At 39.1% G+C, this 25167-nt stretch carries 24 protein-coding genes and 1 other RNA gene; 4 read left to right on the forward strand and 21 right to left on the reverse strand.

Annotated features, from left to right (window positions below):
• Positions 1-28: 28 nt before the first annotated feature.
• The 5 genes from dnaX to HCB49_RS10375 form a co-directional block, all read right to left on the reverse strand.
• On the reverse strand, positions 29-1768 hold the full coding sequence (gene dnaX, locus HCB49_RS10355; RefSeq protein ID WP_185604884.1) for a DNA polymerase III subunit gamma/tau: 1740 nt from the start codon (positions 1766-1768) through the stop codon (positions 29-31).
• A gap of 353 nt (positions 1769-2121) precedes the next feature.
• Positions 2122-2586: a DUF3284 domain-containing protein gene (locus HCB49_RS10360; RefSeq protein WP_185399664.1), complete on the reverse strand. Its 465-nt coding sequence runs from the start codon at positions 2584-2586 to the stop codon at positions 2122-2124.
• Between the two features lie 17 nt (positions 2587-2603).
• Positions 2604-2786, reverse strand: coding sequence for a DUF3188 domain-containing protein (locus HCB49_RS10365; protein WP_185391873.1), 183 nt, complete (start codon positions 2784-2786; stop codon positions 2604-2606).
• Positions 2787-2788: 2 nt separating this feature from the next.
• On the reverse strand, positions 2789-3010 hold the full coding sequence (locus HCB49_RS10370; RefSeq protein WP_003722067.1) for a hypothetical protein: 222 nt from the start codon (positions 3008-3010) through the stop codon (positions 2789-2791).
• Positions 3011-3144: 134 nt separating this feature from the next.
• Positions 3145-4509: a PTS sugar transporter subunit IIC gene (locus HCB49_RS10375; protein WP_003725004.1), complete on the reverse strand. Its 1365-nt coding sequence runs from the start codon at positions 4507-4509 to the stop codon at positions 3145-3147.
• Between the two features lie 441 nt (positions 4510-4950).
• Between HCB49_RS10375 and HCB49_RS10380 the strand changes: the two genes are divergently transcribed.
• Positions 4951-5106: a hypothetical protein gene (locus HCB49_RS10380; protein ID WP_185604885.1), complete on the forward strand. Its 156-nt coding sequence runs from the start codon at positions 4951-4953 to the stop codon at positions 5104-5106.
• 571 nt (positions 5107-5677) lie between these two features.
• Here HCB49_RS10380 and HCB49_RS10385 read toward each other — a convergent pair.
• From HCB49_RS10385 to HCB49_RS10430, 10 genes are all read right to left on the reverse strand, one after another.
• Positions 5678-6319, reverse strand: a complete 642-nt coding sequence (locus tag HCB49_RS10385) for a hypothetical protein (protein ID WP_185480398.1) — start codon at positions 6317-6319, stop codon at positions 5678-5680.
• A 153-nt stretch (positions 6320-6472) separates the two neighbouring features.
• Positions 6473-6739: signal recognition particle sRNA large type (gene ffs, locus HCB49_RS10390), an RNA gene on the reverse strand.
• 274 nt (positions 6740-7013) lie between these two features.
• Positions 7014-8528: a gluconokinase gene (locus HCB49_RS10395; RefSeq protein ID WP_185604886.1), complete on the reverse strand. Its 1515-nt coding sequence runs from the start codon at positions 8526-8528 to the stop codon at positions 7014-7016.
• A gap of 113 nt (positions 8529-8641) precedes the next feature.
• The gene (locus HCB49_RS10400; RefSeq protein WP_185604887.1) at positions 8642-9580 is read right to left on the reverse strand and encodes a GW domain-containing glycosaminoglycan-binding protein; all 939 of its coding nucleotides are present in this window, start codon (positions 9578-9580) and stop codon (positions 8642-8644) included.
• Positions 9581-9624: 44 nt separating this feature from the next.
• Entirely contained in the window at positions 9625-10560 is a 936-nt protein-coding gene (locus HCB49_RS10405; protein ID WP_185604888.1) for an LPXTG cell wall anchor domain-containing protein, read from the reverse strand.
• Positions 10561-10704: 144 nt separating this feature from the next.
• Positions 10705-12444 (reverse strand): thiol reductant ABC exporter subunit CydC, encoded by a 1740-nt coding sequence (gene cydC / locus HCB49_RS10410; RefSeq protein ID WP_185605083.1) that lies wholly within the window; start codon positions 12442-12444, stop codon positions 10705-10707.
• Positions 12444-14168: a thiol reductant ABC exporter subunit CydD gene (gene cydD / locus HCB49_RS10415; protein ID WP_185604889.1), complete on the reverse strand. Its 1725-nt coding sequence runs from the start codon at positions 14166-14168 to the stop codon at positions 12444-12446. Before cydD ends, cydC begins: the two co-directional genes overlap by 1 nt.
• A complete protein-coding gene (gene cydB / locus HCB49_RS10420) occupies positions 14168-15181 on the reverse strand; it encodes a cytochrome d ubiquinol oxidase subunit II (protein ID WP_185502876.1) in 1014 nt (337 codons plus the stop codon). Before cydB ends, cydD begins: the two co-directional genes overlap by 1 nt.
• Positions 15168-16574, reverse strand: a complete 1407-nt coding sequence (locus HCB49_RS10425) for a cytochrome ubiquinol oxidase subunit I (RefSeq protein ID WP_185391865.1) — start codon at positions 16572-16574, stop codon at positions 15168-15170. Before HCB49_RS10425 ends, cydB begins: the two co-directional genes overlap by 14 nt.
• A 381-nt stretch (positions 16575-16955) precedes the next feature.
• Positions 16956-17426: a nucleoside deaminase gene (locus HCB49_RS10430; RefSeq protein ID WP_185604890.1), complete on the reverse strand. Its 471-nt coding sequence runs from the start codon at positions 17424-17426 to the stop codon at positions 16956-16958.
• 194 nt (positions 17427-17620) lie between these two features.
• Between HCB49_RS10430 and mbcS the strand changes: the two genes are divergently transcribed.
• Positions 17621-19198 (forward strand): acyl-CoA synthetase MbcS, encoded by a 1578-nt coding sequence (gene mbcS, locus HCB49_RS10435; RefSeq protein WP_185604891.1) that lies wholly within the window; start codon positions 17621-17623, stop codon positions 19196-19198.
• 46 nt (positions 19199-19244) lie between these two features.
• Here the strand turns inward: mbcS and HCB49_RS10440 are convergent, their stop codons facing one another.
• From HCB49_RS10440 to HCB49_RS10460, 5 genes are all read right to left on the reverse strand, one after another.
• Positions 19245-20075: a hypothetical protein gene (locus HCB49_RS10440; protein ID WP_185604892.1), complete on the reverse strand. Its 831-nt coding sequence runs from the start codon at positions 20073-20075 to the stop codon at positions 19245-19247.
• Positions 20072-20905, reverse strand: a complete 834-nt coding sequence (locus HCB49_RS10445) for a hypothetical protein (RefSeq protein ID WP_260479522.1) — start codon at positions 20903-20905, stop codon at positions 20072-20074. Before HCB49_RS10445 ends, HCB49_RS10440 begins: the two co-directional genes overlap by 4 nt.
• On the reverse strand, positions 20895-21701 hold the full coding sequence (locus HCB49_RS14340) for a hypothetical protein (protein ID WP_260479523.1): 807 nt from the start codon (positions 21699-21701) through the stop codon (positions 20895-20897). Before HCB49_RS14340 ends, HCB49_RS10445 begins: the two co-directional genes overlap by 11 nt.
• The gene (locus HCB49_RS10455) at positions 21698-22471 is read right to left on the reverse strand and encodes a hypothetical protein (RefSeq protein WP_185604893.1); all 774 of its coding nucleotides are present in this window, start codon (positions 22469-22471) and stop codon (positions 21698-21700) included. Before HCB49_RS10455 ends, HCB49_RS14340 begins: the two co-directional genes overlap by 4 nt.
• 165 nt (positions 22472-22636) lie before the next feature.
• The gene (locus HCB49_RS10460) at positions 22637-23356 is read right to left on the reverse strand and encodes a glucosamine-6-phosphate deaminase (RefSeq protein WP_185604894.1); all 720 of its coding nucleotides are present in this window, start codon (positions 23354-23356) and stop codon (positions 22637-22639) included.
• Positions 23357-23435: 79 nt separating this feature from the next.
• Here HCB49_RS10460 and HCB49_RS10465 point away from each other — a divergent pair, with 79 nt between their 5' ends.
• The gene (locus HCB49_RS10465; RefSeq protein WP_185604895.1) at positions 23436-24170 is read left to right on the forward strand and encodes a MerR family transcriptional regulator; all 735 of its coding nucleotides are present in this window, start codon (positions 23436-23438) and stop codon (positions 24168-24170) included.
• Positions 24171-24223: 53 nt separating this feature from the next.
• Complete coding sequence (locus HCB49_RS10470; protein ID WP_185604896.1) at positions 24224-24685, forward strand: GNAT family N-acetyltransferase; 462 nt, start codon at positions 24224-24226, stop codon at positions 24683-24685.
• A 20-nt stretch (positions 24686-24705) separates the two neighbouring features.
• Here HCB49_RS10470 and HCB49_RS10475 read toward each other — a convergent pair whose 3' ends face one another.
• Entirely contained in the window at positions 24706-25149 is a 444-nt protein-coding gene (locus HCB49_RS10475) for a VOC family protein (protein ID WP_185604897.1), read from the reverse strand.
• Positions 25150-25167: the final 18 nt, after the last annotated feature.

The following is a 25167-nucleotide window of genomic DNA, read 5'->3' on the forward strand; positions in this document are numbered from 1 at the left end:
AATAATCTCCTCTTTCTTCTATTGTTTTTTAATCTTTAATTTCAAGCAAATCTTCACCAACGAGTTTCGCCGCTTCTGCAACAAAAGGATCTTCCGCTGGTTTTCTAGCTTCCGGATTTGCACCGTCCTCCGCATCAGCATCACTACCATGACTATGAAGGAAATTCTCTCTTACATCAGCCCACTGATCTTCTGGGATTCCTATAAAAGTATAATTTACTTGCGTCAGTCGTGCAATACTTGATGTGATGGTTTCAACAAAATTCGGATTATCCATCGCCATTTGACAGTGAATCTCATGCTTAAATTTTAACACAAAAGTGTCCTGAGATGCAGCTACAGGTTCTGCGTCATTTAAAAGAGCTGCTTGAGATGCCATCAACATGGATAATAGCTCACCCCAACAACCACGAATCAATTGTAAATTCTCTTTTTTAGCCTCACCTAGCACATGGTTAATTTTACCAATTGGTGCTTTAAATTGTTTGCCGTTGTTGATTGCTTTTTTCGAACCGCCACGACTTTGCGCTGGTTTATCGGCCGGAGCTGCTCCTGCTCCACTAGCAATTTGTTTTTTGAGCGTTTGAATCTCTTGGTTCATTTGCTCTAATTGGCGTTTCAAGTCAGATACATCACTTCCAGAAGCTGCATCGGCTGGTACATTCCCGCCACCTGAAACTGATTGTCCCGCTTGCGTCAACTGAACGAGCGCCACTTCTACATAAATACCCGGATGATTTGAAAAACGCATTTGTTGCTGCGCTGCATTTAAAATTTTCACAAATTCATATACTTTAAGTGAATCTGCTCGTTTTGCCAGAGCGACAAAATCATCGTCAATTAAAGCCCGTTCTAATGTTTCTTCAAGGTTTGGCGCTTTTTGATACAGCAACACATCTCTAAAGAAGACAAGTAAATCTTCCACCAAGCGAACCGGATCTTTACCTTCCGCAAGTAGCGCTGTCAAAGTCGAAATAGCTTCTGCTGCGTCGCCATCAAATGCTGCACTAACTAACTTTGTAAGCAAGTTTTGCGCAACAGACCCAGTGATTTCAAGCGCATCGTCCACGGTAACTTCTTCCGACCCGTAAGAAATAACTTGATCGAGCAAGCTAAGTGCATCACGCATCCCACCTTCAGCCGCACGCGCAACAATCATTAACGCCTTTTCATCATAAGGAATTTTTTCTTCTTCTAAAATAAATTTCAAACGACCAATAATATCTTGTGTCGTGATTCGTTTAAAATCAAACCGTTGTACCCTCGAAATAATCGTTAGTGGCAACTTATGTGGTTCGGTTGTTGCCAAAATAAAAATGACATGTTTCGGCGGTTCTTCCAGCGTTTTTAGTAGCGCATTAAACGCTCCCGTCGACAACATATGCACTTCATCGATAATATATACTTTATATTTCGCCACAGTTGGCGCATATTTCACTTTTTCCCGGATATCTCGAATTTCTTCAACCCCGTTATTACTGGCAGCATCAATTTCAAGAACATCTGGTATAGAGCCGTCCGTTGTCCCTTTACAAATTTCACATTCATTGCAAGGCTCTCCGTCATGGCCGTGTTCACAGTTAATCGCCTTCGCAAAAATTTTCGCCGCACTAGTCTTCCCTGTCCCCCGAGGCCCAGAAAATAAATAAGCATGCGAAGTTTTATTTTGCACAATGGCATTCTTAAGCGTTTTCGTCACATGTTCCTGTCCAACAACATCCTGAAACGACTGCGGCCGAAAAACCCGATACAAAGCCTGATACGCCATCTGCCACTCTCCTTCACCTAAAACCATTTTAGTAGTTTTATTATAACGTATTGTTGAAGAAGTTTCAAAACGTTGTTTGTTTTGATTTACTTCTTCAATATAAATCCGAGCAAAGCGATGATTTAATCCTTAATAGAACTTTCAAAACGTACTTTGTTTTGATCTACTTCTTCAATATAAATCTGAGCCAAGCGATGATTTAATCCTTAATAGAAGTTTCAAAACATTCTGAGTCGGGCTAGCCTCAAAAAACAACAATCAAAACCATCCCGAGTCAAACAGTCTTAAAACCCATCCCAACACCCCAATCCAAAAAAAGAACCAGACCCCCGAAAAAGCCCGATTCCAAACCCTTACTGTTCACTTTTAGCAGCTAATTTCTCCTGTTTCTTCTTACTTTCATTAATAACGGAAAGCTCAATCGATCTCAGCAAGTTTTTCACACGTTTCTTCCGGAAGAAACCAAACATAAAACCAACAATAATATTATTCATTTTATTCATTGCTTTTTCCGTTTCGATTAATTCGTTATACGTCACTTCGCAAGTTGTTTCGCTTGTAGACTTGATCGTATAAGTCGTTGTATGTTTGTTTACTCGACTGCTTGTTTCAAATTGATAAAGTTCATTAGGTGTCACTTTCACAATTTTTGTTGTTGCAAGCGCGCCGTTAGACATTGTACGTTGGTATTTATATCCTTCTAATTTGCGTACTTGTAGCGTTTTACCAGTGGCATTTTTCACGTCATAGATTGCTGAGCTTACAAGCGTATCAAAGCATTCTTTTTGGGATATATATAATTTCTGTGTGACATTCACTTTTCAATCGACTCCTTCTAATTCTTTTCTTTCTTATCTTTACGGATTTTTAGCACAATGAAAACACTGCCGATTAAAACAACCGCAAGTCCTGTAACTAGAAGAGGTACACTAGCCATTCCATCTTTTCCATAAGAAGGACTAAACATAATAATAATAAGACCTATACTAATAAGAAATAGTGCATTAACAATTTTCATCTTCAACCCACACTAACTTGGAAATAGAGTACAGATCCTATTTCAGTTGCTTTAATAGTTTCTTTAGCGATTTTTGCTGCTTTTTCTTCGTCTTCGATATTTGTTTCAAAAGTAAGTTTCATGCCTTTTTCGTCTATTTTTTTAAAAGTTACACCGTCTTTATCGTATGTCTCTAGTAATTCAGTAATGTAATCTCGCTTCATTGGACAATTAAGAATAATCATTTAAAAAAACCTCCTTTTATATAGTTTAACTTTATCTTTCACTTCTTGCAATGAATAAAAATGGTGCAGGAATTCCTACATGATATACTGGCTAGGCACAATTTAGCTGCACCTAGCCAGAAACTTATTATTTCCTAAGCTTTCATCTCTTCTTCTGGTACACCAACGCGATTTGCGGTAATAACAAATGGTACCCAAATCAGGAACGCGACGACCATATTTATGAGTGAAATTACTGGTGCCATCCAATCTCCCCCTGTTGCTAAGAAGGAATTCAGAAGTGGCGGCATTACCCAAACTACTGCAATTTTAACTGGCCCAACAATGCCGAGTGTTGTTGCAAAGTAAGCGATTGTTACCATTACCATTGGCGCGATTAGGAATGGTATTAAGTAAATTGTATTTAATACGATCGGTAAACCAAACATGATTGGTTCGTTAATATTAAATATACCTGGTGCAAGAGACAATTTCGCAACTGTTCGTGCATCCGCTCGTTTCGAGAACATTAGTAACGCGATAATTAATACAAGCGTACCGCCTGAACCACCCATCCATACATACGCATCGAAAGAACCACGTACCCATTCGAATGGTAGTTTAGCGCCTTCTTGTGCCGCACTAATGTTTTGTAGTTGTGCTGTACCCCAAAGTGACTCTAGAACCGGAGCAAGTACGTTCGGACCATGAATCCCGAAGAACCATAGTAATTGTACTAAGAAAGTAACTAGTAAAACAGCTCCGTAGCCTTGCGAAAGTGATAATAGCGGTTCTTGAATTGTTTTGGAAATCCAAGTAATAACGTCCATATTTGTGATTTTGAAGAATGCCCAGTCAATAATACCAACAACATAAAGTGCAACTAACGCAGGAATAATCGCCGCGAAAGCTTTACTTACAGCTGGTGGAACAGAATCTGGCATTTTGATAATAATATTTCTGCGCATTAATTTCGCATAAATAATAGTTGATATAAAACCGAAAATCATTGCGGTAAACAAGCCGGTACCATTTACTTGGCTTAGGCTAAAGAATCCGTAAATTCCAGCAAATTCTTTTGGTAAAGTAGCTACATCGAAATTTGCATTAGAAGCCGCAATCGCAGCTTTTACTGCATCTAAGCTAACAGTAACAGTTAAGTTCATAACAAAAGCAGCAAGAGAAACTAGCCCCCCAGCTAATCGATCCACTTCATACGCTTTTGATAAATTATACCCTAGTGAAAAGGCAAAAATAATTGAAACAATTGCTAACGTCCCATTGTATACATATCCATTAATCCCGATAAGTGGTTGCATTGCTTCCACAAATCCTGTCCATCCCCAGTCAGTTGGAAAATCCCTAAAAAACGCATTTAAAAGTACTGCAATTGACCCAGCCATAGTGATTGGCATTGTTGAAATAAAAGCATCACGTAATGCAACTAGATGTTTTTGTGAACCAATTTTTGCTGCTACTGGCACAAAATACTTTTCTAAAAATGCTGTTAATCCATTCATATTTTATCCTCCCGTAAACCTTTTTTATTTAGCGCTCATCTCTTAAACAAAATATAATTTTTATGTATATTTCCCTTTAAGTTTATCAGCTATATCTGTTTACTTTGTCCTAGCAATCCCCATTACTAAAACAAACCAGATGGAATCTTTGCATGACCTCGTGAAATTGTGGGAGCCCTCCTCTCCGTTTCGTGATAAGGCTTACATTTAGATTCACTTTAATCTATTGCAATTTCCGTGCCAAGTACTATTTTAGGAAAAAATATACGTTAATCTCTTGAAAACCTTATCTTTCTTACCTTGAAAGCCTTATTACACACATAGCGTAAAAAACTGTGTAAGTAAGCGTTAACATTACACAGTTTTACTAATTTATCCATTTCCCATTCTGTGTTATAATGAGCATAAGCTAAGTAATACCAACGAGTCGAGGTGATAGTTATGGCAGTCAAACGAGATATGCCGGAAGAGTCAAAAAATAGTAAAGTGGTCAAAAAAGAACATTTTTCGATTGTGTTTCCTGATGATATAAAAGAACCCGCAACCGTGGAAGAAAAGAAGAAACAAGATGCTGAAAAGAGAACAGATGATAATTAATATAAGAAAAGCACTTACTAACTGATAATATTGCTTTTTTTATGCGAAATATGATATCATATAAATGAAAAGAGAGCCATGCGCTAACATGACTCCCTGAGCAGTAGCACCGCGTAAAAGACGGCGGCTATTAACTAATAATTACACGAAGTAACCATCGATCAGCTCGCTAAAGTGGATCAGATGGTTATTTTTTTGGTTTATTAAAGTCGAGAATCATCACGACGAGGGTGGCAAATACCACCGCAAACGTCAGTGCTTCATACACAGACACGGCTATTCCTTTCTAGGAGTAAAACCTTCTATAACCAAGAGGCATCACCCCCGTTCCTGGAGATTTAGCCACCATCTTTTTCACTTTACTACTACTAAATTTATTATAGCATAAGAAAATGTTGTAAACCAAAGTCCTAATGCTCGAAGTGAATTCCAGTTATTAAAACTTTTAAGCAACTATTAAGTAACATTTAAATTATGTCATACTTTTAAAAAGAAATTTTTTAGAGAGATAAATATATTGCTGTTAAGATACACTTACAAATGAAAAGAGCATCCCCATGGATGCTCTTTTTTATTTTATAGAGAAGATAACCATTTCTTTATCATCATCAATTCGGACATTTACGTCCATACCTAATTTATCTTTAAAAAGTGCCGTAATGTTTAGATAGTCATCATAACTACCGATATCACTTTTTTCGTATCCTTGTAGAATGGTCGGTTTAATGCGCACGATGTAATCATCATTGGACGTTTCTTCCGGATTGTAGGAATAGATTTTCTTGCCGTTTTTGTCGAAAAAGTCGTAGGTGGCGTATGATTCATTATTTGTTATATAGACGTCTTTTTGGGTCACGTAGGCGTTATCTGCGACGCTATAATCGATTAGGCCTGAGTAATATTTATTTTTAGATGGTTCATTGATTTCGTATTGTTTGTAAGCGAGACGGAATAAATAATCGATATTGTAGTAACTGTTCACGCGGAAATAAAGATTTTTATCTTTGGATTTCTTATCGACACCAATATCTGTCGCGCTAATTGGGAACACTTCGTATAATTTGCCGTCGATTTCGTAAGCTACTTCATACTTATCAAACACCTCTTGGCGCTGAAAAAAGCCGAACATAATTGCTAAGATTGCAATAATCCCTATTAAAATTGCGATGATTAAAGCCGGTAGCCATTTCTTTTTTGATTTTAGTTGTTGCATTATTTTCATCCTTTGTCATGAATTGCTTTACTATTTTATATTGTACCAGTTTATGTAGCATTATACATTATTTTGTAAGAATAGGCGATGTTTGTAGAAAAAAGACTACTCTGCGCTAGGCAAAATAGTCCTTTAATATATTTAAAATTAGTGTCGCGCACCTCATATCGACATGCAATCATCTGCGTTACCCTGATAGTTAGCTCGGGCCAGGCAACCTCGCGGCACATGAGAAGCACTGCTTAATGCTGCTTCCTTCCGGACCTGACATGGTTCACAGGTTCCCATTGCGCAAGACCCAACCTTCAACACCACTTGTCAAGGGCAGACCAAACAATTACGATGCCTCAAATGAGGAATTCAACCCCGCTAGAGCGGATTGCGGGTTACAGGGCGCCGCTACCTCCCCGTCTAGCACGACAAATTTGCTACCAATAATTAAGTGCCAAATAAAAAATTATTTAGCGCAAACTCTGAAAAGAGCTCAATTACTAGTGTACCTTTTTCATGTAGAAAGTGCAAGCGGAAAGGAAATATTTTTTAACGTAAGTAAACACTCATGATTGCTGCGATAATCGTACCAACTACACAAATCCCTACTAGCGTTAAAGCGATCCATACTATTTTTTTATTCATGGTTTTCTCCCCCTCGTTATCACTTTTCTTTTAGTGATTATATCATGAAACTCAAAATTTAGCTGTTAATATCAAACTTCTTTTGCCAACTATTTAATTGGCTGTAACTAGACATTAACTGTGTTGTGACTTGTTTGAAAATCAAGCGTAGTTCTGCATATTTTTCGACATTTTCGCTTGGTTGATATACGGCTTTAATTGGTAGCGTGTGTTTGAGGTTTAAATCTTTTAAAATTCCTAGCGAACGCATGCCGATAATTGCTGCACCTAGGCTTGATCCTTCGATTGTATGAGGTACACGTATCTCGCGGTTCAAAATATCAGCGAGCAACTTGCACCAAGCCGTGTACGCAGATATTCCGCCAGTTACATATATAATATCGTCCGGCGCCGAAACTGCCTCATAAACTTCCGCCAGATTAAACGCGATTCCTTCCAAAATGGCCCGAATAAAATGCGCCTTAGTATGATTAATTGTCAGCCCAACAAAGCCACCACGAATATCATTAGTCCAAAACGGCGCGCGCTCTCCTAACAAATATGGCTGGAACAAAAGGCCGGCCGCACCAGGGGGAACTTCTTCCATTTTCGCAATAAAGCTTGCAAAATCACGCTGGCTAATTTCTTCTGAAGAGCCGAATTGATGCAGTCCCCAATCGACCACTTTTCCGCCATTATTCACTGCGCCACCTGCGATAAAATAACCATCCGCAGCTCCGTAACAAAATGTCCGGCCGCGCGAATCTATTTGGAATTGATTGGTCAGCTTGCGAACCGCGCCACTTGTGCCGACTGTGATGGTAACATCATTGCTACCAGTCGCTTGAATTCCAATATTAGCAAGCGCGCCGTCACTACCACCTACGACAAATGGCAAGTCTTCTGGAATCCCCATTATGTCAGCGTATTCTTTTTCCACACCCGTTAATTGATAGGTTTCCGGCACCACTTTTGGTAGAAAATCGGGGGTCAGTTTGACAATTTCCATTGCTTCAAATTCCCAGTCATGCTCCATAATATTATAAAGACCCGTTCCAGAGGCTAACGATTCATCCATTACCCAAACGCCAAACAAACGATACAAAATATACGATTTAATATCGACAAATTTTTCTGCTCGGTTAAACAATTTCGGTTCAGCTTCTTTCAACCAACAAATTTTGGCAAAGGGGCTCATAGGGTGTATCGGCGTCCCTGTGGCTTCATAAAGTTGAAACAAGTAATTATCCCTTTTTACTTTTTCGAGCGTCTCACTGCTTCGTCCGTCCGCCCAAGTGATACATTCAGTCAAAAGCTCTCCGTTACTTCCAACCATAATTAAACTATGCATTGCTGAACTAAACGAAATTCCCGCTAATTCATTTTTATTCACATTTTTCATTACAGCTTTTATAGATGTTAAAACTGCTTCAAAAATTTCGATGGGACTTTCTTCTGCTTTTCCAGTTTCGTCGGTTTTTAGTTCATAATGTGTGGCTTGCCGGAAGAGGACTTCCCCTCGTTGATCAAACAGCACTGCCTTTGTACTCGAAGTTCCAATGTCCACGCCCATTATGTATGATTTGCTCGTCAAACAATTCACCCCACGATTTCTTTTCTTTTTATTATACGTCAAATGGAATAAATTTTGGGGCTGGGCTACTTGGTTTTTTCAGCAAACAAAAAAAGCTAGAGAAATTCTCTAGCTTAATTTATACCGTAAAATGTCTTTATTCGGCTCTCTTCGCCTAGCACAATGAGTGTGTTTTTATCCGCGAATTTAAGCACTTCTTTTGTATTGGCTTCACTTTGCGAGACACAACCTAATGTGTAATTGTATTTTGGTGAATCGACATGATAAAACACAGCGGATCCTTTACCTTTTACACGGTTAGCGTTATATTTCACTTCCATTCCATATGTGTACTGCGGAATCTTCATTTTTTCATCTGCAGAACTTGAGGAATTGCGTTCTTGCCAAGTATTGTAGTATTTGTCGTTGGAATTAGAGATCCAGTAACTTCGATTGGTAATTGCTCTGAAACTCAGCTTCGTACCGGGATTACCTTTTTGTCCAAAAGCAAGACCAGTACGGTAAACGCCAACTGGTGATCCAGAACTTTTCTCAGAGAATTTAGGATCGAAGCCCCATTTGCCTATGTGACTGGTAAAATGACGAACTTCATACCAATTGCCCGCACTATTTTTTTGATAAAGATACGTTGTTGCTGTTGTGCCTTTTGGTCGTGTTGTGATGATTGCTTTTTTACTATTCCAAAGTGCTGGAACGGTGTCCGCAATTGTTGGTTTGCCAATATTTGTAAAGGCTCGTGAGTCAATCCAACCGATGTTAGTATTTCCTAGCTTGCAATAATACCATTTAGCTCTTGCGGTTTTTCCTTCGCGTGTAATAATCAAAGTCTTTTTGTCGTATTTCTTAGCTGAACCGAGATACTTCACAGTACTACTCGTTTTGTACATTTGGCTATGAATACCATCATTTCGTTTGGACTGATTGACTACCCCTTTTAGGTTGACTGCTTTGTCATAAATGATTTTTTCGTAGGATGCTGCTTCGGCGTTAAAGGAGTGACCAAGTAGGCTAACCATTAAAACAATAATTAAACCGCTTAATAACTTCTTCATTATTCGCTCCTTCTTTTTGAGTTATTCCCTATAGCAAAATTAGCTTATTTTTTACGTTTCCTAAGTAATAAAACTGCTACAAGAATAACTATAACACCCGCTAACACGAAAATCCATTCTGCACCTTTGTCGCCCGTGCTTGGTAAATCTAATTTGTCATCATTTGCTACTTTTATAATCTTTGCGGGTTTGGCAGTTGCGCTTTTGACCGCTTTGTTTGTCTCGATTTTCTTCACTTTATCAGGAGCTGTTACGACTGCTTCATTTTCTTTTTTGGCTGGAACTTGATACGTTACTTCTTCGCTAAAATTACCTGCCTCATCAAATGCATAAGCGGTGATTTGTTTTGGTGTTGTAGCCCATTCTGCGTAAAAATTACCGTCTTTATCCGCTTCTACTACTCCTTCTCCAAAATTTTCATCTTCGGGAGAACTCATGTAGACACTTGCGAATGGCGTAGTTTTACCAGTGAAAATTTTTGTTTCAACATCGAAATTCATGTTTGTAATTGTCAGTTTAGCGGTTTGTGCTTTGACTAAATAGTTGAGTTTGACTGCGGTTGTTTTGCCGTCTTCGCTATTTCCGAGCAGCGTTACTTCTTGAATGCCTGTTTGCGCGGTGCTTAGTTTGGAATTCGCCGCTAGTCGGTAATCTGTTAATTTTGTGCCTGTATGTTCGGCTAGTGTTTCAGTAAAATCTTTGAGCGCAATCTTGCTGTTTTGCTCGTAGGAGTAGACTTCCGGTGAATCAGTAATATCGATTGTTGTCTGTACTTTAGTCTTTTGTGGTAGGGTTACCGATGTATCTTTGGTAGGTTCTGCCTTTTCTTCAGTAATTATATTTTTAGTAGTATTTGTTTTTTCTTCTGTTGGTGTTGAGACGTTACCATTTTCATTTGTTTCAGCGTTTGCTGCCAATGAAAATGGGATGATTAGACTTGTTAATACTGCGATGAGTACCAGTCCGTGGAATTTTTTCATAATAAATTCCCCTTTCATTTCGCTTGTATTAATCATAATCAGAAATGAGGAGAAAGTCAATTTTAAATTACAGTTTTGTTACAATTATTAAAACTACGCTACAAAAAAAGGCTTACTAAGAATGAGCTTAGCAAGCCTTAAAAGTTATAATTCGATTGGTCGATCCAGTTGATAAAGTCGCTTGTAGCGTGGCTCTTCTGCCATTAGTTCAGCATGTGGGCCTTCCATTAGTGTTTTTCCTTCTTCTAAGAATAACACGCGGTCCATTTTTTCTGCCCCAACTAAATGATGCGTTACCCAGATGAGTGATTTATCAGCTAACGTTTCGAAAATCGTCGCTAGTAAGTCGCGTTCTGTTATTGGGTCCAGGCCAACTGTCGGTTCATCTAAAATGACAATCGGTGTATTTTGTAGCAAAATCCGAGCTAGCGCGATACGACCTCGCTCTCCGCCTGAAAAACGTTCGCCCATCTCACTCATTTGCGTATGATAGCCATCTGGCATGCTCATAATAAAATCGTGCAGTTGCACTTTTTTCGCGGCTTCGTATACTTCTTCATCCGTCGCATCTTGATTTCCCAGCCGAATATTGTTTAAGACCGTCGTGCTGAAAAGATGCGCTTTTTGGTTGAGCATCGAGGTTAATTCAGGGATTTGTGGTCGCAAGTTTTCTACTTCAACGCCGTTCATTGTTACTTTTCCCGCTGTTGGAAGCAGTGCCCCTTGAACTAATTTAAGAAAAGTTGATTTCCCGGTTCCGCTTCGACCAATAATCGCTACTTTTTCGCCTTGTTGCAATGTAAAATCAAAGCCTTTTAAGATTTCTGCTGACTTTTTATCGTATGCGAAAGTTAGGTTTTCGGCTTTCAAAACAACATTTTCTGTGTTAATTCGTTCGATTTCCTTCGTTTCTTCTTCAAAAGTTGGCAGCGTAGGATCTTCTATTTTGTCTAGGCGGGCTAGTGAATCTTGGTACAGCGATTTGTCACTGATAGCACTCGAAACTGGCACAAACGCTTCCGCGAGCGCCATTATCGCCAAAACAAAAGCGGCAATCATCGTGCCCGAAAACGCGCCATCACGTGACTCTGCGGTACTCCAATAAACCATTACGATAACCATAAAACCAACGACTAGCTGGCTAAAGAAATCGCGCCAATTAACGAAATGAAACTGTTTATTTTCTGTTCGAAGCATGTCCGCCTCGTCTTTTTCATAGTTCGAAATAAATGTTTTTTCACGTCCGCTGAATTTCCAATCACTAATCCCAAAAACAGCATCGGTAAATTTTTGATAAAGACTATTCCGTCCTTGTTTTAAATAAGCATTTTTCCCGCGAGCATATAAAAGTGAGACCCATGGTAAAACAAGTACGAGCAAGCCAATCAAGAGCACGAAGAGTGCGGCGAATGGAATTGAAAATGCTCCAAGCGCGATAACTACTCCAGCATAAAGCACAAGGCTCACAATCGCCGGTAGCATCGTTGTTAAATAGAAATTTTGTAAATGCTCAATATCGCCAGCGAGCAAGCCAAGAATGTCGCCAGTTTTATAGCGTGATTTTAGTAGTAAGGCTTGCGGTTCAAGCAAACGATACAGCCTTACACGCATTTTTTCTAGAATTCTAAGGACAAGTGAATGGCTCGAAAGTCGTTCCACATAGCGCGAAACCGAGCGCATAATCCCGAAAGCCCGTACTCCAACAGTCGAAATGTACACAGCCATAATTGATTCTGGCATCAAGGACGACTTTGAAATCAAATGTCCTGACGTGAACATAAGTGCCCCAGCCGAAGCAAAAGTAAGCGTTCCAAGGAAGATGACAAGTAAAAACAAGCCGCGGTTTTCTTTAATATATGGGATAATCCAGCTACTTTTCCGCATCATACTTCCTCCAATTGGGCTTTGACTAAATTGTAATAGAAGCCTTTACGCGCCAGTAATTCTTCATGCGTTCCAGTTTCAACCACAGCCCCGTGGTCTAAAACGATAATCCGGTCCATTTCGAGCATCCAGTGCAAGCGATGCGTTGCGAAAAAGACTAGTCGATTTTCAAATAGGTCTAGCATTGGTTTTTTTAATTCATATTCTGTTTCAATATCTAAGTGCGCTGTCGGTTCATCCATTAATACAACCGGACGATCTGTCAAAAATGCTCGAGCAAGCGCGACACGTTGTTCTTGTCCGCCACTCAGCATCCGCCCAGCTTCTCCGACAAGCGTATCGTAGCCATCCTCAAGTCCAGCAACAAGCTTGTTTAAGCCAGCTGATTCGGCCGCTTTTTCCATTTCTTCAGCAGAAGCACCCGGATGGTAAAAACGAATATTCCCAGCAATCGTATCATGGAAAAGATACGGATGTTGCGGAATGTAAGTAACTTGGGTTTGCCAATCACGCGAAGCAAGCGCCGCACCACTTTCCCCATTCCAGCGAAAATCGCCCGAAGTTGGTGCCAGAAATCCACTCAAAATATCAATCAGCGTCGATTTCCCAGCACCTGTCGCACCAATAATCCCAATTTTTTCAAAACCTTTCACGGTAAAACTGGCTTCATGAAGCGAATCGGCATCATCTGCACCATGTTTTACAGTGACATTTTCAAATGAAAACTCGGTATTTTCAGCAAAAGGTGTTAACGGTAGCACGGCCTTTTCTGGTTGATCAGCTTTGGCTTGGTCAATAATCCCTTGAATGACGCGACCAGCTTCTTGTCCGTCGAGTGTGGCATGGTAATCCGAACCAACTTCCCGAACTGGTAAAAAGTATTCTGGCGCAAGAATTAAGACACTTAGCGCAATCGGCAAGTTCATATTGCCATCAATCAGACCAAGTCCTAGGAATAACGCAACGAGCGCAATCGAAAGCATCGTAAAGAAATCGAGTGCAAACGAAGACATAAACGCCACACGCAACGTTTTCATGGTCGCTTTGCGGTAACGCGAACTAACCGAAGCAATTTTCCCTTCGTGGTCGTGACTGAGCCCTAAATATCGCAACGTTTCCAGCCCTTTTAGCGAATCTACAAAGTGATTGGACAGCACCCGATACGTTTCAAACTGCGAATCAGCTTGTTTTTTCGCGGCTAATCCTAAAATAATCATAAATACAATTAAAATCGGCAAAGTAATCATTAAAATAAAAGCTGATGTCCAGTCTTGAAAAGCAATATACACCCAAATCATCGCTGGAATAATTGCCATATTCATCATTTTAGGTAAAAACAGTTCCAAGTAATTTCGGAAATCTGCTACACCTTCCATAACCATCGTTACGACTTTCCCAGTCCCTTCTGCTCGAGCAAAACGCGGTCCAAGCGCAAACAGGCTATCCAGCAACTCTTCCCGCATTGTTTTCGCCAGTTTCGCAGCATAACGATAGACAATTTGTTTTTTCCATACGTTCAAAAAGTGACGCAAGAAATAGGCCCCCGCGAAGAGACCTATTTGTATTGTGACTGATTGAAATGGATGCTCGTGAAATAAATCGGTAATCGCACGAGCTAAAGTTATCGCCATCACGATAATCGCAGCACCTTGAACTAGCGTGAAAACTGCGAGAATCGCCATTATTTTTTTAATTCCTTTGTAGTTCCTTAAATCTTTTCCCATTAATACGTCATTTTCTCCTTACTAGAAACGCGCTTACGGAAAACATAGTAGCTCCAAATTTGGTAACCAAGAACAAACGGCAATAGCGTAACGGCAACTATCGTCATCACACTAAGCGAATATTGTCCGGAAGCTGCATTTTCTATCGTTAAATCAAACGCACTGTTGATAGAACTGATCATTACACGTGGGAATAGTGACACGAAAATCGTTGCAATCGTGAAGACAATTCCAAGTCCGCCGAATGTGAATGCCAAAATATCGCGATCTTTCCAGATGAAAAGGGCGGATAGCAAGTACATTACGACTACAATTCCAATCATTAGTGGTACAAGTACAGGTCTAACTTGGAACATATCTGTATTGAAGTAAGCAAGTACAACAAAGATGACTAAAGCTGGTACAGTAATAAACCAAACACGTTTCGCCATACGACGAGCACGGTCTTGAATATCCTCTTCTGTACGTAATGTAATAAATAGTAATCCGTGAAGTAGGCACATAAGCGTAATCGTTACGCCACCCCATACGGAGAATACAGTGATGTAATCAAAGAATCCAGCGTACATATCCATATCACTATTGATTGGCATACCTTGAATCAAACTAGCGAATAGTACACCGAATAGGAATGGCGGTAAAATACTACCGAAGAAAATAACCCAATCCCATGTTTTCACCCAAAGCGCAGAATCTTTTTGACCACGGAATTCAAAAGAAACACCACGGCCGATTAGCGCAAGTAATAAGAATACTAGCGGAATATAGTAACCACTAAACATGGTTGCATACCAGTTAGGGAAAGCGGCGAAAATCGCGCCCCCTGCAGTTAATAACCAAACTTCATTTGCATCCCAGAACGGCCCAATCGTATTAACGAGTACGCGGCGTTCCAGTGCATTTCTAGCCATAAAACGTGTAGACATCCCAACACCAAAGTCAAAACCTTCAAGGAAGAAGAATCCAATGAACAAGATGGCGACTAATAAAAACCATAACTCATTTAGTGACAAAGCTTTCATCCCCCTTATCAAACGGATCTACGGAAATCTCTGCTTTTTCTGGTTTGTGTCCGTCTGGTCCTTTTTTAATTTCACGTATAAATAAGTAAACCAACAGAATGGCTAAAATTGTATAAATCGTCGAGAACGCAATTATCGAGAATAAAATTTGTCCTGCTGAAACGTTTGGCGATACAGCATCAGCGGTTTTCATGTAACCGAAAACTACCCATGGTTGTCGCCCTATTTCTGTCATAATCCAACCCATTGAGTTCGCTAGGAACGGGAATCCAATCATTGGAATCATTAAACGTAAATACCATTTTGCATTAACGAGTTTTTTCTTCCAAGCAAGCACGATACCGATTAGCGCGAATAAAATCATTAACATACCAGCGCCAACCATGATACGGAAGCTCCAAAATGCAGTTTTAACTGGTGGGATGTAGTCACCTTCACCATATTTTTCTTCATATTGTTTTTGTAGCGTGTTCATACCTTCTACGCTACCAGTTAATGTACCGTAAGATAAGAAACTTAGCGCGTATGGGACATTGACTTCCCATTCGTTTTTCTTCTCTTCTGGGTTAATCTTGGCAATCATCGTCCACGGAGCTGGATCGGCTGTATCTTCCCATATCCCTTCCGTTGCTGCCATTTTCATTGGTTGTGTTTTAACCAAGTATTGTGCTTGCGAGTGACCACTGAAAGCCACACCAAAGCCACCGATTACCGCCATGACCATTGCAATTTGGAATGATCGTTTAAAGAAGGCGACATCTTGTTTTTTGAGCATCTTATACGCACTGACACCGGCAATGAAAAAGGCCCCAGTGGCAAATGCCCCAAATATAACGTGTGGGAATTCCACAAGTAGTTGTCCATTAGTAATAAGTTGCAAGAAATCATTCATTTCCGCGCGGCCGTTTTTAAATTCAAAGCCAACTGGATGTTGCATAAATGAGTTCGCTGCTAAAATCCAGAAACTAGACATAATCGTTCCGATTGAAACAAGCCAAATACAAGCTAAATGTAGCTTTTTGCTTAATTTATCCCAACCAAAAATCCAAAGTCCGATAAACGTGGATTCCATAAAGAATGCTAGTAATGCTTCGATAGCAAGTGGTGCACCGAATACGTCCCCAACAAATCTAGAGTAATCCGACCAGTTCATCCCAAACTGGAATTCTTGAATAATACCGGTTACGACACCGACAGCGAAGTTAATAAGGAAAATGTGTCCCCAAAACTTCGACATTTTTTTGTAAATTTCTTTCCCCTTCACGACATACAACGTTTCCATAAGAGCAACCATAAATACAAGTCCAATTGAAAGTGGTACAAATAAGAAATGGAAAATCGTTGTTGATGCGAATTGAAAACGGGCTAAAAATAGTTTATCCACCCTTTTCTCCTCCTTTTTAAGCTGAAAATTACTGTTTCGTTCCTTGATTTGTGCTTCCTTCTTAAAAATCTTGTGAAAAACCGCCCAAAGTGACGCCTCCAGTTGCTCTGTAATTCACAAAGCATAATACAATAATATGTAATCCTTATTTTCCAAAGATTTAGGAACTAGTTAAGAAAGGTTTTTACTTTATAATGAGTTCTATCTGGAGTATATTTTATCCTATTTTGCGACAAATTTATTTAGTACTTTCGATGTTATTTTGTTTTTGCTAGATTGTGATAGATTTCGCAATTATTATCTGGCTGTAAATGTTGGTAAGGCTTATTGCTTTTTATTTCACAATAACTTTCATAAAAGTATCATTTCGCATAATGAGCATTAAGACCTATTTAATTTATTCCGTTTTCGCAGTTCTTGGAAAAAACTTTTTAACATTTCACTGCTTTCAGCTTCCATTAATCCAGCTTCTACTTCACACGTATGATTAAATCGGTCATCTTGCAGCAAATTCATTAATGATCCCGCTGTTCCAGCTTTTGGATCCTTTGCACTGTAATAAACTTTTTCGATCCGCGAAAGTAAAATGGCACCGCTACACATCGGACAAGGTTCTAGCGTAACATACAGTTCTGCACCACTGAGTCGCCACGAATTTTGATGTTTACACGCGTCTTGAATGGCAAGTAATTCCGCATGGGTCACTGCATTTTGGCTCGTTTCACGCAAATTATGCGCCCGTCCAATAATTTCTCCATCTAAAACAACGACTGCACCAATTGGAACTTCCCCAATTTCTCGTGCTTTCTCGGCTTCTTCAAGCGCTTGTTGCATAAAGAAAGCTCGTTCCATCTATGCACCTCATTTCTAAAAAGTCACTTATAGCTATTTTAGCATAGCTTGGATTAGATGTAAGAACAATCTGCTCAAATTTTCACAGGAACACTTTAGTTGCTTTCACGGAGCATTTATATTACCATATATTAATACTAGGTACTAAAACAAAATTATCAAAATATACAATCTACTTATAAAGGAGAGTCATTATGAATTCAGAAAACTTAATCGCTCCAGAACTTTATAATATTACTGACGAGATTGCTAAATTTAGTTCTGAAAAAACCGCTTTAATTTGGAAAAATGAGCACGGTGAAACAAAAACTTGGAGTTACCGCCACTTGCTGGAACAAGCGAGTAAATTTGCCAATGTTGTAAAAGGCGCTGGTATTAAAAAAGGCGACCATGTTATTGTGATGACACCTAGACTACTTGAAACTTATGCTATTTATATGGGCTTATGGAAAGCTGGTGCCATTATTATCCCAGCATCCGAGCTACTTAAAGCACACGATTTAGAATACCGCATCCATCACGCAAATGTAAAAGCAATCGTTTCTTACAATGGAATGACTGCCGAATTTGATAAAATTGAAAATACGCCTTCCGTTTCGAAAAAAATCATTGTTGGCGATAAATTATCTGGATGGGATCATTATGAAACATTAATGGAAGCCGCTTCGACCGAGTTTGAACGCGTAGAAACTTCTCGCGATGACGCTTGCCTGCTTGCTTTCACGAGCGGAACAACGGGTAATCCTAAAGGTGTTGTACATATTCACGGCTGGGGTTACGCGCATATTCGTATTGCGGCCGATCATTGGCTAGATATTCACGAAGACGATATCGTTTGGGCTACAGCTGGTCCCGGTTGGCAAAAATGGGTTTGGTCTCCCTTCCTTTCTGTACTTGGAAAAGGCGCGACTGGCTTCATTTACAACGGGCGTTTTATCCCTGAAAAACAACTTCATCTACTAGAAGAAGAAAAAATCAACGTGCTATGCTGTACACCAACAGAATACCGTTTAATGGCAAAAGTGAACAATCTGCGCGAACACGATTTAAGTTCACTTCGTAGCGCCGTATCAGCGGGCGAACCTTTAAACCGCGAAGTAATTCAAGTTTTCCAAGACAATTTTGATGTTAAAGTTCGTGACGGTTACGGCCAAACGGAGAGCACGCTTTTAATTGGGACACTTGTTGATACGCCGATTCGCCCGGGTTCGATGGGCAAACCGATTATGCCAGAATATATGGCGATTATTGATGCTGACGGTAATCCAGTCGGCGTTGGTGAGATTGGTGACATCGCGATGCGTAGAGACTTCCCGGCACTTTTTAAAGAGTATTATAAGGAACCAGAACGTTTGCAAAAAGCGATTCGTGGTGATTATTTTGTTTCTGGTGACCGTGCTATCCGCGATGAAGATAATTACTACTGGTTCCAAGGGAGGAATGACGATATTATTATTAGTTCCGGTTACACGATTGGACCGTTCGAAGTAGAGGATGCGCTCACACATCACCCAGCCGTAAAAGAAGTCGCTGTTGTCGCAAGCCCTGACGAAATCCGCGGAACCGTTGTAAAAGCATTTATCGTTGTAAAAGATGGCTACGAGGGCACCGATGAGCTTGTGCATGAATTACAAACATTTACGAAAGAACAAACGGCTCCATATAAGTACCCACGCCGGATTGAGTTTGTTGAGGCATTGCCGAAAACGGATTCTGGGAAGATTCGCCGCGTCGAGTTGCGTGATGCGGAGTTTGCTAGTGTGCATGGATGATGTTGTAGAAAAAAAGAAGTCCTCGGTTGAGGGCTTCTTTTTCTATTTATTCGCTGTACCATTGTTTCTCAGTGAAACCATGTTCTTTACGAAACGCTTCTGTATACTTTTGAAGCAAGTAACTTTTGACAAAATCTGGGTAAAAAAAGCGCACGGGAATAGCTACTAATAAAAATACAACAATAGCTACTAACACTATTTGCCCCAGCGGAACTAACATTGTAGAAATCCACGAGTCGTCATTTAAAAGCCAAAATTTATTCATTCGATAAATTTGCATACCCGCTATAACAATAACAATGCCATAAATTAAGGACTTATCAATAATTTTTCCCCATAAAGGAATTTTAATTGTTGAATCAAAATCTGCTAGTTCGTTTATTTCGAGATATTGTAAATATTTGTAGATTGCAAAGATAACCAGCGTAACACCGCCAACCGCGCTAATAGTTTGTATCACAACCTGCGCCATATATTCATCTTTTATACCCGCTGAAAATGCTCCGAATACAAACCATAATCCAAGTGAAAAAATAACCGATATAATACTAAAAATAATAGAACAACATGAATAAAATCTTGATAAATAGTTTTCCGAGAAACTTTTTAAATTTATCTTAAAAAAATAAATGATTGTGACTAAAACAACAGCCCATTCTATTAATGCAAATACCGGGCTGCTAACAACCCAACCAGAGAAGGTGCTCGCTAATAGGATTTCAATACTGATGATAATTGCAAAGATAATATATCTCAAAAGCAACATTTTTTGGTTCATTGTTTTTTCTATGGTTGTCTTGTTGATTACTTGGCTGGCTTGATTAAAGCTGATTTTTTGGATGATTTCTTTGTTGATTAATATATTTGTCAGTTTCATTCCCCGTACCATTCTTTTTCTGTAAACTCATATTCTTTCCTGAATTCTTCTGCGTATTTTTTATAAATATATCCATCTACCACAGCTGCTGTATTTAAAAGAAGCGTTGGAAGCAATGTGATTATAATTAAAATTGCTACACCTATGGCCATAAGGATTGCTGATAGAATTGTTCCCGCGAAGGTTCCATTTAATCCCGAGAGAGCATCGGAATTAGATCCATCAATCCACCATTTATTAACCCGATAAAATTGCATACTTACAATTACTAGTACTATAAAACCCACTAAAACTGCAGATAATATTTTTACAGCCTTTATTGCCCCTTTTTTCTTGCCTAGCTTTTCATCATTCGCCAAATACTTTGTTTGAACATTTTCAATCAGCTTTATTTTGATGATATACAATGATAAACAATACCCAAATAAAATATATAGGCAAGCCACTATTCTATTTGTCATTAGATTATCCGATATTTGAATAGACGTAATATAAAAAACAAGGGTAGTTTGTGCAAATAAATATACAGAAAACGTGTATGCAGCATTCTTGAAATAAAGACTACTTCTGAAATATCCTATGCAAATACCTATAATTATTATGGATGCGAGAATCGGAAACACGTACCAGTTATATCCCGAAAACAAGCATATTAGCAAAGAAATACTAGCGAAACCGAATATTTTTAGCGTTCGGGGGAATAATTCTTTACCTGTACCGTTCAGTGTTTCATATATGCGGTGTAGCGAATTTTTTTCTAAGGCGCTTTCAAAAGAAATGGAATCTAGTAGTTTGGATAATGGATTCATTTTTATATGTCTATTCACCATACCATTCCTTATCCGTGAACTCGTATTCCTTTTGGAAATCCGCCGCGTGCTTTTTATAAATAAGACCGTTTACCACAACTGATGATTTTAAAAGAGACGTTGGGAATAGCGTGAATAGTGCTAAATTTGCTAGGCCGATAAATATAGAGAAAATGTATATAATAGTTCCCGCAAAAGAGTCATATGAATAATCGTAATTGTCGCTGTTATTCCACCAATCACTATTCATCGTATAAATTCGCGTTACCAGCATAGCAACTACCAAAGAAATCCCTAAAATAGTGGCTATTATTTTTAATACCTTTATTGTTTTTCTTTTTCTGATTAATTTTCCATCATTTATCAGGTAGTTTATCTGCACATCTTCAATTAGTCTAATCCTTATAATGTAAAAAGAGAGGGCATATCCTAATAAAATATATGTAATAGCAAATGTTTTAATCATATCTGGGTTTCTCCAAGGCATCCAAACGGATAAGAAAAACAAGACTGCAGTTTGTGTTAGTAAGTAAACAGAGATTGTGTATGCTGCATTCTTAAAGTAAGCTTTACTTCTGGCATAGCCTATAAAAACACCTAGGATTATAATGGATGCAGTGATTGGAAAACCAACCCCTTTAGCTCCGGAAATCAAGCATATCAGCCAAGAAAAACCAGCTAAAATGTATAGTTTTAGCGACTTAGGCATTAATTCTTTTCCTGTGCCATTCAAGTTCTCATATATCCGATGTATTGAATTCTTCTCTAAGGCGTTCTCAGAAGAAACGGAATTTATTAGTTTGGTTAGTGTGTTCATTGGTTGCTCCTCGCATTTTCTTGTTGAAATTCTGTTGCATATTTTTTTAGCAAGATACCGTTTGTAATTATTTTTGGATTAAATGCTAATGTTGGGAGTAGTGAGAAAATAATTAGAAGTAATAGCAAGAAGATCCCGCCGGCTAATACTACTAAAGCTCCGAGCCATTCATTTTGGATAGATATTACACTTAGCGAACTATCATCCCCAATGAACCACCATTTACTTAGTCTGTATATTTGAGTTCCAAGGATAATCATTACTAGCATTCCTATTAAAAGTTTAGAAAATCCTTTATCCCATATTTTAATTGATGCGGATTTTTTCAGATTGATATTATTGCTTTTTAGATAATTTAATATCATTGCTTTACAGCGGAAATAGCTAAACACCGCAATCAAAAACAAATAACACAGCGCTACTAAAATGTAAAAATCTCCGAAAGGTCTATCGCCATTGACTCTTATTCCTAATATTAAGCTCACGGTAATAGTCTGGAGCATTATATATTTAGCTAGCTGCCATCCAAAGTCTTCCAAAAGCTTGTTGCTAGACTTCAAAGTACAATAATAAATATAGCTTATTACTATAATTAGAATAAGGATGCTTGTTATAACTATAGAATTTTTTAACGGCAAAAGTGCCATAAATCCACAAAAAAGTGCAAGAATAAACAGTTGCAGACCTCGTAAAGTGTCGGTTTCTTTTGCTCTTTCGTCTCTTATATCTAGTAAATGATTAGCTTCCTTAAAAGAGATTTTGATTTTCATAAAAAAACTCCATTTCTATCTGTAAATTCATGAAGATTTAAGTTAGACTTCCCGCAAGTCTTTTGAAGCCATTTTATCACAAAAACACCGCTCTTTGCACTTTAAATCACAAACATTTCCCGCTTTCGTCCCACAAAAAAAGCCAGCAACAGCGCTGGCCTATTTTTAAATATTTAACTCACTTGCAGCTTCCTCGTCCAGCACCACCGTAAAGTTAGGGTGTAATTGGAAAATGGAGCTTGGAATGTCTTCTGTCACTGGGCCTTGTAGCGCTTTTTTAATAATCGCTGCTTTTTTCTTGCCGTTTGCGAATAGAATGACTTGTTTTGCTTGCATGACGTTTTTTGGTCCCATTGTTACGTAATATTCTGGAACTTTTTTTGCGTCACCGCCTACTTCTCCGAGCAAAATATCGAACATATCTGGGCGGGATTGAACAGAAACAAGCCGGGTTTCATCACCGAATTTTGTTACGCCTGGTAAGTTCCCGCAGAAGTGACCATCTTCACCAATCCCGATTAAAATCGCATCCAAGCCGCCTACTTCTTTCAATTGCGCGTCGTGTTCTAGATAGTTTTTTGTGTCTAACATATGAATTTGTTCTTCTGGGATTCCCGCTGGATCAAAATACATTGCTTTTAAATTGGCAATGGTTACGCCATATTTTTCGTCACCAATTGGAATTTCGTCAAAATTATAATAGCTTACATTTGTCAGTGGTGCTTTTTCTTTCATTTCTTCTACCATTAGTTCGTACATTCGCTTCGGTGTGGAGCCTGCTGTAATTGCCAAATGCACGGACTTATCTTGATACATTTTCCCTAAAAGCAGTTGCATCGTTGTTTTACTCATATTTTCGTAGTCTTTTTCCACAATAATTTTCATTTTTTTCACCTCTCGCTTTGAATTACCTTTATGATAAAGTGTATAGTAACTATAGAGTCAAGACGAAAGGGTGATACATGTGGAACCGCTTTTTTCCATTGGGGAAATGGCCAAGAAAAGTCAGCTCTCCATCCAACGACTGCGCTATTATGACAAAATCGGGCTTTTGGTCCCCGCTTTTACCGATCCGACTTCTGGATACCGCTACTATAAAACGGCTCAAGAAGAACAACTCAACCTCATTCAAGCACTTCAATACATGGGGTTTTCCTTGCAAGAACTCAAACAATACCTCGACAAAAATACATCGGAAAGTTTGCCCGATTTACTTATTAAATATCAGCAAAAATTAATCGATGAAGAAGCTCGCATTGCTCGTAAAAAGTGGCTTATTGACCGTTATCAAGGCCTGTTAAAACGGGAACCTGAAAAGACAGAGCAACTAACATCTGCCCGGCTTTTGCTTACAGAACCACTTCTCACTCCTATTCATGCGGATATTCTAAACGACCCGGTTTTCCATCAAGAAGTTCAGAAAACCGTGAGCCGACTGGGCCTTTCGAAAAGTTATTTACAGTTTCCTGGTTATTTTGTTTTAGACGGGCAGGCTTATCTTTTTGTTGAGCTGGACAATTCGATTGGCGCGCCCGGTGAACGTCATTTAGTAGCAAGTGAGCGGCAGGCATTTGTCACTCCACACAATTGGCAAATACCGGCTGAAAATGCAAATTACCTTTTACAAGAAACGGTTGCTTGGATAGATCAAGAGCTGGTTCGTGGTTATTCCTATGAAACAAAATTAACTTTTGAATAGATATTTTAGAAAGATTGGTTATAATAGAAAGAAATAATGTGGAGGTGAGTGCCGTGGAAATCAAGCTAATCAAAGCAAAAGATACGCAGGATATTAGGCACCGGGTTCTTCGCCCGGAACAACCTGAAAGCAATGCGATTTATCTACATGATGATTTGGAGGATACGTTTCATCTAGGCGCTTTTGAAAATGATGTTTTGCTCGGGATTGCGAGTTTTTATCCGGAAAATTCGGCGATTATTCCGAATCCTACGCAGTACCGTATTCGCGGAGTGGCGACTGAACGGCGGATGCGTTTGAAAGGCTTAGGTACGGCACTACTCGCGAAAGGGGAAGCGGAAATTTGGAAACGCGATGCTGACCTTATTTGGTGCAATGCGCGGATTGTGGCTGTTGGATTTTATGAAAAACATGGCTATCGTAAAGTCGGCAAATCGTTTGTCATTCCCGGCATTGGCGAACATTACTTAATGACAAAATTGAATCCAAATAAAAAAGTGGACCAAGATAGCTGATATCTTGGTCCACTTGCTTGTTATAATTTAGAATATGGTTGCGTATGAATCATCCAAGAAATGCCGTATTCATCAACGAATTGCCCCATTTTACCGCCCCAAAACTGCTCTGCAAAAGGCAGCGTTACATTGACTCTTCCCGATGAACTCACTTTTTCAAAGAAAGCATCGGCATCCGCTACTGCCACAGGGTCCTCGCTGTTAGAATCGAGCATAATGGAGATTTGGTTGGAAGGCTTCACTTCTTTTCCGAAAGAATCTGAACAAAACAAGTTCGCGCCGAGTACTGTAAATCCACCGTGAACTGTTGTATTCTCTAGATTTTCTTTCGCTAGACCAAACATTTCGCTTTGTTCTTCGGTTACTGGCAACCTCGTGATATTCGTTGCTCCGAACACTTCTTCATAATATCCTAAAGCCTCTTTTGCGTTTTCAAAAGCTAAATACGGGTACATTTTTGCCATTTAAATCGCTCCTTTGTT

The sequence above is a fragment of the Listeria cossartiae subsp. cayugensis genome (genome assembly GCF_014229095.1).
GTDB classification, from domain to species: Bacteria; Bacillota; Bacilli; order Lactobacillales; family Listeriaceae; genus Listeria; species Listeria cayugensis.

Coding starts and splice junctions, on each gene's coding strand:
- HCB49_RS10445 (WP_260479522.1), bottom strand. CDS start 20,905: ATGGTGAATAGACATATAAAAATGAATCCATTATCCAAACTACTAGAT.
- HCB49_RS10405 (WP_185604888.1), bottom strand. CDS start 10,560: ATGAAAAAATTCCACGGACTGGTACTCATCGCAGTATTAACAAGTCTA.
- mbcS (WP_185604891.1), top strand. CDS start 17,621: ATGAATTCAGAAAACTTAATCGCTCCAGAACTTTATAATATTACTGAC.
- HCB49_RS14340 (WP_260479523.1), bottom strand. CDS start 21,701: ATGAACACACTAACCAAACTAATAAATTCCGTTTCTTCTGAGAACGCC.
- HCB49_RS10475 (WP_185604897.1), bottom strand. CDS start 25,149: ATGGCAAAAATGTACCCGTATTTAGCTTTTGAAAACGCAAAAGAGGCT.
- HCB49_RS10380 (WP_185604885.1), top strand. CDS start 4,951: ATGGCAGTCAAACGAGATATGCCGGAAGAGTCAAAAAATAGTAAAGTG.
- HCB49_RS10385 (WP_185480398.1), bottom strand. CDS start 6,319: ATGCAACAACTAAAATCAAAAAAGAAATGGCTACCGGCTTTAATCATC.
- HCB49_RS10430 (WP_185604890.1), bottom strand. CDS start 17,426: ATGGAACGAGCTTTCTTTATGCAACAAGCGCTTGAAGAAGCCGAGAAA.
- dnaX (WP_185604884.1), bottom strand. CDS start 1,768: ATGGCGTATCAGGCTTTGTATCGGGTTTTTCGGCCGCAGTCGTTTCAG.
- HCB49_RS10365 (WP_185391873.1), bottom strand. CDS start 2,786: ATGAAAATTGTTAATGCACTATTTCTTATTAGTATAGGTCTTATTATT.
- HCB49_RS10455 (WP_185604893.1), bottom strand. CDS start 22,471: ATGAAAATCAAAATCTCTTTTAAGGAAGCTAATCATTTACTAGATATA.
- HCB49_RS10460 (WP_185604894.1), bottom strand. CDS start 23,356: ATGAAAATTATTGTGGAAAAAGACTACGAAAATATGAGTAAAACAACG.
- cydD (WP_185604889.1), bottom strand. CDS start 14,168: ATGGGAAAAGATTTAAGGAACTACAAAGGAATTAAAAAAATAATGGCG.
- HCB49_RS10400 (WP_185604887.1), bottom strand. CDS start 9,580: ATGAAGAAGTTATTAAGCGGTTTAATTATTGTTTTAATGGTTAGCCTA.
- HCB49_RS10375 (WP_003725004.1), bottom strand. CDS start 4,509: ATGAATGGATTAACAGCATTTTTAGAAAAGTATTTTGTGCCAGTAGCA.
- HCB49_RS10370 (WP_003722067.1), bottom strand. CDS start 3,010: ATGATTATTCTTAATTGTCCAATGAAGCGAGATTACATTACTGAATTA.
- HCB49_RS10440 (WP_185604892.1), bottom strand. CDS start 20,075: ATGAAACTGACAAATATATTAATCAACAAAGAAATCATCCAAAAAATC.
- cydC (WP_185605083.1), bottom strand. CDS start 12,444: ATGCGGAAAAGTAGCTGGATTATCCCATATATTAAAGAAAACCGCGGC.